This window comes from Bacillus spizizenii TU-B-10 (genome assembly GCF_000227465.1).
Lineage (GTDB): Bacteria > Bacillota > Bacilli > Bacillales > Bacillaceae > Bacillus > Bacillus spizizenii.
Genome location: NC_016047.1, coordinates 1,713,747 through 1,724,033, shown reverse-complemented (window position 1 = coordinate 1,724,033; position 10,287 = coordinate 1,713,747). Strand labels below are relative to the sequence as shown.

At 44.8% G+C, this 10,287-nt stretch carries 11 protein-coding genes and 1 other annotated feature; all 11 genes read right to left on the bottom strand.

The annotated features are described in order from the left end of the window. Positions 1-122 precede the first annotated feature (122 nt). The 11 genes from pyrP to GYO_RS30640 all read right to left on the bottom strand — a co-directional run bounded on the left by pyrP (position 123) and on the right by GYO_RS30640 (position 10,285). A complete protein-coding gene (gene pyrP, locus GYO_RS30690) occupies positions 123-1,430 on the bottom strand; it encodes a uracil permease PyrP (RefSeq protein ID WP_003221479.1) in 1,308 nt (435 codons plus the stop codon). A gap of 174 nt (positions 1,431-1,604) precedes the next feature. Next, positions 1,605-2,150 (bottom strand): bifunctional pyrimidine operon transcriptional regulator/uracil phosphoribosyltransferase, encoded by a 546-nt coding sequence (pyrR, locus tag GYO_RS30685; protein ID WP_003221477.1) that lies wholly within the window; start codon positions 2,148-2,150, stop codon positions 1,605-1,607. Between the two features lie 182 nt (positions 2,151-2,332). Then, the gene (locus GYO_RS30680) at positions 2,333-3,244 is read right to left on the bottom strand and encodes an RluA family pseudouridine synthase (RefSeq protein ID WP_014113730.1); all 912 of its coding nucleotides are present in this window, start codon (positions 3,242-3,244) and stop codon (positions 2,333-2,335) included. Beyond that, positions 3,231-3,710 carry a signal peptidase II gene (lspA, locus tag GYO_RS30675; protein WP_014113729.1) on the bottom strand — a complete coding sequence of 160 codons (480 nt, stop codon included), beginning with the start codon at positions 3,708-3,710 and terminating at the stop codon, positions 3,231-3,233. Before lspA ends, GYO_RS30680 begins: the two co-directional genes overlap by 14 nt. A 105-nt stretch (positions 3,711-3,815) precedes the next feature. Then, on the bottom strand, positions 3,816-4,187 hold the full coding sequence (gene ylyA, locus GYO_RS30670; protein WP_014113728.1) for a sporulation-related RNA polymerase-binding protein YlyA: 372 nt from the start codon (positions 4,185-4,187) through the stop codon (positions 3,816-3,818). 145 nt (positions 4,188-4,332) lie between these two features. Next, positions 4,333-7,098: an isoleucine--tRNA ligase gene (ileS, locus tag GYO_RS30665; RefSeq protein ID WP_014113727.1), complete on the bottom strand. Its 2,766-nt coding sequence runs from the start codon at positions 7,096-7,098 to the stop codon at positions 4,333-4,335. Positions 7,099-7,150: 52 nt separating this feature from the next. Continuing rightward, positions 7,151-7,377 (bottom strand) — a binding site (T-box leader). Between the two features lie 62 nt (positions 7,378-7,439). Further along, on the bottom strand, positions 7,440-7,934 hold the full coding sequence (gene divIVA / locus GYO_RS30660) for a septum site-determining protein DivIVA (protein WP_003221468.1): 495 nt from the start codon (positions 7,932-7,934) through the stop codon (positions 7,440-7,442). 93 nt (positions 7,935-8,027) lie between these two features. Continuing rightward, the gene (locus GYO_RS30655) at positions 8,028-8,801 is read right to left on the bottom strand and encodes a YlmH family RNA-binding protein (RefSeq protein WP_014113726.1); all 774 of its coding nucleotides are present in this window, start codon (positions 8,799-8,801) and stop codon (positions 8,028-8,030) included. A gap of 60 nt (positions 8,802-8,861) precedes the next feature. Next, positions 8,862-9,134, bottom strand: coding sequence for a YggT family protein (locus GYO_RS30650; protein WP_003221463.1), 273 nt, complete (start codon positions 9,132-9,134; stop codon positions 8,862-8,864). A gap of 6 nt (positions 9,135-9,140) precedes the next feature. Then, complete coding sequence (gene sepF / locus GYO_RS30645; protein ID WP_014113725.1) at positions 9,141-9,596, bottom strand: cell division protein SepF; 456 nt, start codon at positions 9,594-9,596, stop codon at positions 9,141-9,143. Then, positions 9,593-10,285 (bottom strand): YggS family pyridoxal phosphate-dependent enzyme, encoded by a 693-nt coding sequence (locus tag GYO_RS30640; protein WP_014113724.1) that lies wholly within the window; start codon positions 10,283-10,285, stop codon positions 9,593-9,595. Before GYO_RS30640 ends, sepF begins: the two co-directional genes overlap by 4 nt. Positions 10,286-10,287 lie beyond the last annotated feature (2 nt).

The window sequence follows — 10,287 nt, the reverse complement described above, 5'->3', positions numbered from 1 at the left end:
TTTAAGGCTGAAAAAACCCCGGTCTTAGATAGACTCGGGGTATGGTTAAATAGAGGGCAGCATTGAAAGCTTCCTTCTCTTTATAACCCTTCCAAGCCTCTCTGGACTTTCATTAAAAGGTTTTAGATATGATGTTGTTCAGATGTGTCAGCCTGCTCTTCCTTCGCCTGCGGAAGAATCAGGTTTAAGATGACACCGACAATTGCGGCAAGCGCCATTCCTGACACTTGAAATCCTCCTTGAGACACTTGGATAAAAGCGCCTCCTACACCGATCACAAGGATAACTGAGGTAATAATAAGGTTTCTGTTGTTTTCATAATCAATTTTGTTGTCAATCAGCATTCTCAGACCGCTCGAAGCGATGATTCCGAACAGCAGAAAGGAGACGCCTCCCATGACCGCTGACGGCACTGAACTGATCAGTGCTGAGATTTTGCCGATAAAGCCGAAGCAAAGGGCAATCACCGCTGCGCCGCCGATGACAAAGACGCTGAACACTCTTGTGATGGCCAGCACGCCAATGTTTTCCCCGTAAGTCGTTGTCGGCGGACCCCCGATCAGGGAAGCAAGAATTGTTGCCACGCTGTCACCCATAATGGAGCGATGCAGCCCCGGCTTTTTAATGAAATCTTGTCCAACAACCTTGCTCAGCACCATTTGGTGGCCGATATGCTCCGACATTGTCACAAACGCGACGGGAACCATCGCTGCTGCGATGCCGAGTGTTACTGACGGTGAATAGTCTTTAAACGGGATGATAAATTCAGGCACCGCAAACCATTTCGCGTCAAGCACCGGCTGGAAGTTGACAATCCCTTGAGTAAGGGCAAAAAGGTATCCGCCGATGATTCCGATCAGAACCGGAATCAGGCTTAAAAATCCTCGTAAGAAAATCGCGCAAATAATCGTGATCGCCAGCGTAACTCCTGCGACACTGAAGTGCTTTAAGCTGTAGACCAATTCACTCGCGTTCGGATCAGCGTACATCGCCATGTTTACTGCAGTACTTGCCAGCCCCAGCCCGATGACGATAATAACGGGGCCTACGACTACAGGCGGGAGAATCTTCATCAGCCAACCGGTTCCAAGCTGCCTGATCAATAAGGCAATCAGCCCGTATACTAGCCCTGCAAGAAACGCCCCGACCATTGCCGCTCCCGGCCCGCCGGTCGCTTTTACCAGTATGATCGGAGAAATAAAGGCGAAGGATGAACCGAGATACGCCGGAATTTGCCCTTTCGTAATAAGAAGGTATGCAAGTGTCCCGATGCCGCTTGTCACCAGTGCCACAGCAGGACTCATTCCGACCAGCTTCGGTACCAAAATCGTTGAGCCAAACATGGCAAACAAATGCTGCAGGCTGAATGAAACCCAAGAGAAAGGTGTCGGGACATCCCTGACTCCTAAATTTACTTTTTTCTTACTCATGATGATTTTCCCCCTGATTGTTAACTTTCATTTTAGGATGACTCAATGACTGTATAAAAAAACCTCTTTGCTATTTTTACGCAAAGAGGCATACAAAGACCTGCCGAATACTTTCGGGACTTTGTTGTGCACCTCTTTGCAACCTCTCTGGATTGCCTTTAAAAAGGTGATCTATTATTCATTTTCATAAATGGCGACGAGATCGTTTTGATCTACCTCATCAAGCTGAACCATAACCTTCTCAGCCTTTGATGTCGGGATGTTTTTCCCGATGTAATCCGCTCGGATCGGCAGCTCCCGGTGTCCTCTGTCAACTAGTACAGCCAGCTGAATGGAGGAAGGTCTGCCTACATCCACAAGCGCATCCATACCTGCTCTGACCGTTCTTCCGGTGTACAGAACATCATCTACGAGGATCACTTTTTGATCTGTGATGTCTACTGGAATATCTGCGCCTTTCACAAGCGGTTCTTCGTTGCTCGTTTTTTTGGAAAGATCGTCTCTGTAAAGAGTAATATCAATTTCACCGACTGTTACAGGATTCCCTTCAATCTGTTCGATTCGTTCCGCAAGGCGTTTTGCCAAGTAAATCCCTCTTGTCTTGATGCCGACAAGGATGCAGTTATTCATTCCTTTATTGCGTTCGATCATTTCGTGAGCAATCCTGGTCAGCGCCCGTCTGATTGCCTGTTCGTCGAGAATGACAGCTTTTTGATTCAATGTGTGACACCTCACAGTTCATATAGAAGAAAAAACCCCTCCTGCCAGAGCATAGAGGGGTTTTAGGACAAGGTGCGCGCATATACACGCATCCCGTCTATCCGTTATCCTTCTCAGCCTCTCTGGACTGTTTTAAAGAATCTATTCAGCTTCATTTATTATTTCAGAAAAGAAACAGTCTGTCAATCGTTATTTCTAAGGCTTTCGATTAATTCTGCCATATCCTCCGGAAGCGGCGCTTCAAATTCAACATATTCGCCAGTGCGAGGATGATCAAAACCTAAAATTCCGGCGTGAAGGGCCTGTCCGTTAAAATCGATCGTTTTTCTCGGACCGTATTTTGGATCGCCGGCTAATGGAAATCCAATATATTTCATATGAACACGAATTTGATGTGTTCTTCCTGTTTCAAGCTGGCATTCCACCAACGTAAACTCCTGAAAACGCTCAAGCACATGAAAATGAGTGACGGCATTTTTGCCATCACGCGTCACAGTCATACTTTGACGGTCTTTCTTATCCCGTCCAATTGGAGCGTCAATTGTTCCGTCATCGTGAGAAATAAGCCCATGGACAACTGCCGTATATTTCCGCGTGACCGTTTTGTTGACCAATTGGTTTACAAGTGACTCGTGCGCCATATCATTCTTCGCCACCATTAATAAGCCGGACGTGTCCTTATCGATTCTGTGGACGATCCCCGGACGCATCACGCCATTTATTCCGGAAAGATCCGTACAATGAGCCATAAGGCCGTTTACAAGCGTACCCGTAAGATGCCCGGGAGCTGGGTGCACAACCATTCCGCGAGGTTTATTGACGACCAGCACATCCTGATCTTCATAGTAAATATCCAGATCCATAGGTTCTGCCAGCACGTCGAGCGCTTCCGGCTCAGGCACAGTGACGGTCACCTGATCCCCCGGCTGAATTTTATAATTCGATTTTACAGGGTTTCCGTTCACGACAACTTGTCCGTCTTTCACCCATTGCTGCACCTGTGTTCTCGACCAATCATTCTCAGTCGATGCCAGAAATTTATCAATCCGCTCACTTTTTTGTTCTTCTGAAGCGGTTATATCAATTTGATTCATGGTATTGCTCCTTTTTCTTTTTCCCGCTGTCCAACAGCATTTGTATAAATAAAAGCATTACGCCGACACATAATGAAGAGTCTGCGATGTTAAAAATCGGGTAATTGTAATTCACAATAATGACATGGATAAAATCCACAACTTCCTGTCTGACAGCGCGATCAATGAAGTTGCCGATGGCACCGCCAAGCATAAGTCCGAGGGCCACGCCAAGAAGCCTTTGTCCTTTTGTATAACGCTGTATGTAATAAACAATGCCAATAATAACCGCGGTTGTAATGAGGTAGAAAAACCACATCTGACCGGCTAATATCCCCCATGCAGCACCCGTATTGCGATGGGAGGTGATATAGAATACCTGATCAATGATCGGAATGCTTTGTCCAAGCTCCATGTTCTTAACGACAAGCCATTTTGTCAATTGATCGGCTGCAATAATAAGTAGTGCGATCACATAATACAGCACAAACGTTCCTCCAGTTTACGGTTACTTTAATCCATTATGCATTTTATCAATAAAAAGCACTGGAGTAAAGAAATATCAGGCATATTAACCGGCCAGACACTGTTATTAATACAGTGCCTGACCATATTCGATATCCGTTGATTTCCACAGCGGAAGCGATTTTTTTTCAAATTGGACAGAGTAAAGAAAATCGTTTGCTGTGCGGGCAGTCGGCAGCACAGCAAGCTTTGAAAGAGGAATGGGAGCCCCGGTTTCTTCACAGTATCCGAAAGTGCCGTTTTCGATTTTGGACAATGCGAGGAGTACATCTTGAAGCTCTTCTTTAATGTGATAGATCAGAGTTGCTTTTTGTTTATGATTGATTGCTGCTTGCGGGCTTGTTGAAGCCTGAAAGCAAGAATACTCAAATAATCTCGACTGTAATTCTTCTTTCGTCAGAAGAAGTTCCGTATATATTGCGGTCAGTTGATCATTCATTCATCACAACTCCTGCTCTTAACGTAATACCTATATTGTTGCCTGTGAATGATGATCTAAAGCCCATAAGATTTTTCCTGCCGTTCTAAACGATGTCACTCTTGGCACAAAAAAAGCCCGGCTTTTACGCCGGGCCCCTTTTCCATTATTTTTGATAGTATTTTTCAACGATTTCAGCGTTTCGCAGTGAAAGTGTAGGATATTTTGGATTTGCACCTACATCTTTTGAAATCACACGGGATCTCTCACACATTTCGCCTTCGGCTTTCTCGACAGCGATTTTACCTGTCGCAAAGCTTTGCGCATCGTTCGGTGCTTCATTTTCTTCGCTGATTGTCAATTCAGAAACAATAAACAGCTGAGAAAGATTTTCTTTAATGGAAGCCAAGAGCTCTTGGTTTTCTTTGTTTGGATACAATTTCAGGTTGGCTTCCAATGATTTACCGATAATTTTTTCATTCCGCGCAGTTTCTAACGCTTTTAGCACATCATCACGGAAAGCCATAAAGCGGTCAAATTTATCTTCTGTCGCTTCGCTGTTTGGAACCGTGATTGTTTCCGGCATATCTGTCAGCTGAACGCTCTGCTCTTCAACAAATGTTAAATGAGACCATAATTCGTCAGCCGTATGAGGAAGGATAGGCGCTGAAAGCTTCACTAATGCAAGAAGCGTTTCATAGAATACTGTCTGCATGCTGCGTCTATCCGGATGATCCGCATGCTCGATGTACACAATATCTTTTGCGAAATCAAGATAGAATGAGCTCAATTCGATTGTGCAGAAATTATGGATGCTGTGATACACAACCGCAAATTCATACTCATCATACGCTTTTTTCACTTTATCAATCAGTTTGTTCAGTTTAATCAGCATATATTGGTCCACTTCGCGAAGATCTTCGACAGCCACCGCATTCGTTTTTGGATCAAAATCGAATAGGTTGCCATGAAGGAAACGGAACGTATTGCGGATTTTACGGTATACTTCAGCAACCTGCTTCAAAATGGCATCAGACACGCGAACGTCCGCCTGATAATCAACTGAAGACACCCATAATCTCAAGATGTCGGCACCAAGCTGTTTCATAACTTTAGCTGGAACAACGACGTTACCGATCGATTTACTCATCTTGCGTCCTTCTCCATCCAGTGCGAACCCATGGCTGAGCACACCTTTATATGGCGCTTTTCCTGTTACGGCTACTGCTGTAGAAAGAGATGAGTTAAACCAGCCGCGATATTGGTCCGATCCTTCTAGATATAAATCAGCCGGGCGAACGAGATCTTCACGCTCTTCAAGCACCGCTTGATGAGAAGATCCTGAATCAAACCAAACATCCATGATGTCCTGTTCTTTTGTAAATGTGCCGTTCGGGCTGCCAGGATGTGTAAAGCCTTCCGGAAGAAGATCCTTCGCTTCTTTTTCAAACCAAATGTTTGATCCGTGCTGCCTGAACAATTCAGAAACATGTTCAATGGTTTCATCCGTAATAATCGGTTCTCCGTTTTCAGCATAAAATACCGGAATCGGAACCCCCCATGCACGCTGTCTGGAAATACACCAGTCTCCGCGGTCACGAACCATGTTGTGCAAACGCTGCTCGCCCCATTCAGGAACCCATTTGGTTTCTTTAATGGCATCCAGCAGATCTGATCTGAAATCTTTAATAGACGCAAACCATTGCGCTGTCGCTCGGAAAATGGTTGGTTTCTTTGTTCTCCAATCGTGCGGATAAGAGTGTGTAATGAATTCAAGCTTCACAAGCGCGCCTTTTTCATCAAGCTGCTGTGTGATCGCTTTGTTCGCGTCATCATAGAACATGCCTTCAAAGCCCGGAGCTTCGCTTGTCATTACACCTTTTGCATCAACTGGGCATAGCACATCTAAACCGTATTTTTGGCCGATGATAAAGTCATCTTCCCCGTGCCCCGGCGCTGTATGAACGCAACCTGTTCCGGCATCAGTTGTTACGTGTTCGCCAAGCATAACGAGAGAGTCTCTGCCATATAGCGGGTGTTCAGCGATAATGTTCTCAAGGTCTTTCCCTTTGATCGTTCTTGTCACTTCATATTGATCAAATCCGCATGCAGATGCAACATTTTCGACTAAAGCACTTGCTACGACAAAGCGGTCTTCACCTACTGCAATCACGCTGTACTCAAGATCAGGGTGCACTGAAATTCCGAGGTTCGCCGGAATTGTCCAAGGTGTTGTTGTCCAAATGATGATGCGCTCGCCGTTTTCAAGAACGCCTTTTCCGTCTTTCACACCGAAAGCAACGTAAATAGATGCTGAACGTTTGTCTTGATATTCGATCTCGGCTTCAGCCAAAGCAGATTCACTTGAAGGTGACCAGTTAACCGGTTTAAGGCCTTTATAAATGTAGCCTCGTTTTGCCATCTCACCAAATACGCGGATTTGCTGCGCTTCGTATTCCGGTTTTAATGTCACATATGGGTTTTCCCAATCACCGCGGACACCAAGGCGTTTAAACTGCTCACGCTGTCCCTCGATTTGCTTCCAAGCGTACTCTTCGCACAGTTTGCGGAATTCCGCTACTGACATTTCTTTGCGGTTGACTTTTTTGTTTTTTGTGAGAGCCGTTTCAATCGGCAATCCGTGTGTATCCCAGCCCGGTACATATGGCGCGTTGTAGCCGCTCATTGATTTGTAGCGGACAATGAAGTCCTTCAAAATCTTGTTAAGCGCGTGGCCCATATGGATATCGCCGTTTGCATACGGAGGTCCGTCATGTAAAACAAATTTCGGGCGGTCTTTCGTCCGTTCCTGTACAAGACGGTAGATATCCTCTCCCTCCCATTTCTTTTGAATGTCAGGCTCACGGTTTGGCAAATTTCCACGCATCGGGAAATCTGTTTTCGGCATTAAGAGCGTGTCTTTAAAATCCATTTTCATTCCTCCACTGCATTTTTTCAGAAAATAAAAAAAGCCCTCTCATCCCATAAGGGACGAGAAAGCTTATCTCGCGGTACCACCCTTTTAGAAAAAGCAAGCATACGCTTTTTCCTCTCGAGCATCGTAACGTGATGAACGTCCTAACCTACTGTGAGTTCAGAAAGGAAACTTAAGGGCTGATCTACATGATTCCGGCCATCCCGGACTCTCACCATCTCCGGGTCGCTATAAAGGCCTGAAGGAAACATGACTGTCCCTTTCAACCGTTTTTTCATCTGAATTTATGAACGTATTATATTCGAAAAGCTAAGAAAATGTCAAGATAATCAGAGAATTTATTCCTTTTCCTCAAATACTGCGTCGACTTCATACTCAAGCAGATGATCCCAATCGTCATTTTTCAGAAGATCGAGCTGAGCTTCAATCAACATTTGGAAACGTGTTCTGAAAACTTTAGACTGTTTTTTCAGCTCTTCAATTTCCATGGCAATTTTTCTTGATTTTGATAAAGATTCGTTGATAATGCGATCAGCATTTTTCTCCGCTTCCCGAACGATCAGCTTTGCTTCTTTTTGAGAATTGCGTTTTACGTCTTCAGCCGCTTCTTGAGCAACTAAAATCGATTTATTCAGCGTTTCTTCAATATTGGCAAAGTGTCCGATTCTTTCATCAAGTTCATTGACTTTCGCTTCAAGCTCAGTTTTCTTACGGAGAACAATTTCGTAATCTTTTCTGACTTGCGCTAGGAATTCATTTACTTCATCTTCATCATATCCGCGAAAACTTTTTGTAAACGTCTTGTTGTGAATATCATTTGGCGTTAATGGCATGATGCCACCTCCATTTTTACATTTCAGTACGGTTATCTAGTTCACATTATAAAACAAATTTCGCACAGATGGAGAAAAAAACTGAAAAACCGACTATTTTTGTCGCTCAAACGTAACTCTCCATTTGTCTTTTTTGGTTTTTCCTTCGATTTTTGTTAAGCTGCATCGGCCAAAGCCTCTGATAGAGAGCATGTCCCCTTCTGCCACCATGTATGAAGGGTCTTCAACTACCTTCCAGTTCACTTTCACGAGGCCGTTTTTCACAAGCGTCTGTGATTTCTGGCGGGATTGTCTGCTCATAGAGGCGCAGACGGCGTCAAGCCTTAAAGAAGAAACCGTGTCATCTCTTATTTCGACATCAACTGCTGGAATGTTAAGGTCTGACAAGTCAATTTTCTCTAGGCTGACCGCCGCTTTGCCTGCTTGGGTCAGCTGTGCCGCCACAAAATCAGCGGTATCGGCTGAGACAATCAATTGCACTGATGTCTCAGAAAACACGATGTCACCAAACTTTTGCCGCTTTAAGCCTATGCCCATTAATGCACCAAGCAGAGAACGATGATCTACAGAGACAAACTTTTCAGCATAACGGACGTTAAACGCCTGCAGTTCAAAATCCGATTCTTCCGGAGTGATGTACTCTGGATACAGAATCGCCCGTTTTCGCTCCGCTCTGTCATAGCCGCCGGAAAAAGCAAGCCCAACGTCAGCCTGTCCCGTAACAGCAGAAAGGATGACCTGCTCTCGGGGGTCTAAAAAGTCGGTCAGCTTCATTCTGTACTGCTCCTGGACAATTCCTTTCCATTCGAGCGCCTGGTCAATAAAGGCCCGCTCGTCTTTTCTGAAGTGCTGATATATATCGCTCATCGTCTTTCCCTTCTATGTAAAGAGGCTTGGCTGCTGCCAAGCCCCTATCAAACTGTCACATTAAAACGCAATCATGCGATAAAGCCCCCACAAGCCGGTTGTCGCAAACCGAAGCACAAGTATAGCTACGATCGGTGAAATATCCAGCATTGCGATCGGAGGGATGATTTTTCTAAATGGTTCGAGATATGGTTCACAAATCGAAGCTAAAAAACGCCCGACTGCCGTTTCCCTTGTACTCGGCACCCATGACATAAAAATATATATGATCAGGGCAAATGAGTAGATTGTGATTAATAAGCTTAAAACCGAAAAAACTTGATAAAGGATCATCTCGCTTTACCACCTCTGATGTTCGTCTTCAGATATGAGCTCAGAAATTGTGCCTGATACATCTACGTTGTCAGGCGTGCAGAGGAAAATATCCGAGCCGATTCTTTGAATATCGCCGCCAATGGCATAAACGGTTCCGCTTAAAAAGTCAACAATCCGCTTAGCCTGGTCATGCTGTATCCGCTGAAGATTGACGACAACTGCCCGCCGGTTCTTCAAATGGTCGGCTATTTCCTGCGCCTCCGCATAAACGCGCGGCTCACTCAACACCACTTTAGAGGATTTCTGAACACTTTGCAAGCTCACTACATTCTGTTTGCCCGCAGGTTTGTTTGCGGTATAAGCCGGTTTTTCTTTTTGCTCATGCTCTTCATGAGATTCTTGCTCTGTCTCAATATATTCATATTCGTATTCTTCATCTTCCATTGAGAAAAAGTTTTTCAGTTTATTTTTCATACTCATTGCTGTACACCCCCTGTTTCATTTCCGACTAACGATGAGCCGATTCTAATATAAGTAGCCCCTTCTTCAATTGCAATTTCAAAATCATTTGACATGCCCATCGACAGTTCAGTACACGGAGCGTTCGGCTGTTTCAGCTCCTGAACCTGATCACGGAGTTCTCTCAGCGCTCTGAAACAGCTTCTGATCTCATCTTGATCATCAGTCAGCGGAGCCATAGTCATCAGTCCGGCCACAACGATGTGTTCGAAACCGGAAAGCTCCTGTATGAATGGAATGACTTCTTCTTTTTTCATGCCGTGTTTAGAAGGCTCAAGAGAGGTATTGACCTGCACAAAGCATTGCACAGTACCTTCAGCCCGTTTTTCAATTTCTTTCGCTAATGAGAGCCGGTCTAAGGAATGGATATAGGAAACCGAATTGACGACAGCTTTTGCTTTTCTTGATTGCAGACTGCCGATAAAATGCCATTCCGGATCCCCTTTTATCATTTCCTGTTTGCGGAGCAGTTCCGCATCCCGATTCTCTCCGAGGCAGGTGATGCCCGCATCCACTGCCTCCTGTGCTCTTTCAGGCGATACATATTTTGTGACTGCAATAACCGTAACTTCATCGGAGCTGCGGCCCGATCTGTTACATGCTTCGTTTATTCGTTCGTTTATATGTCGTAAATTATCAACAACACGCAAGA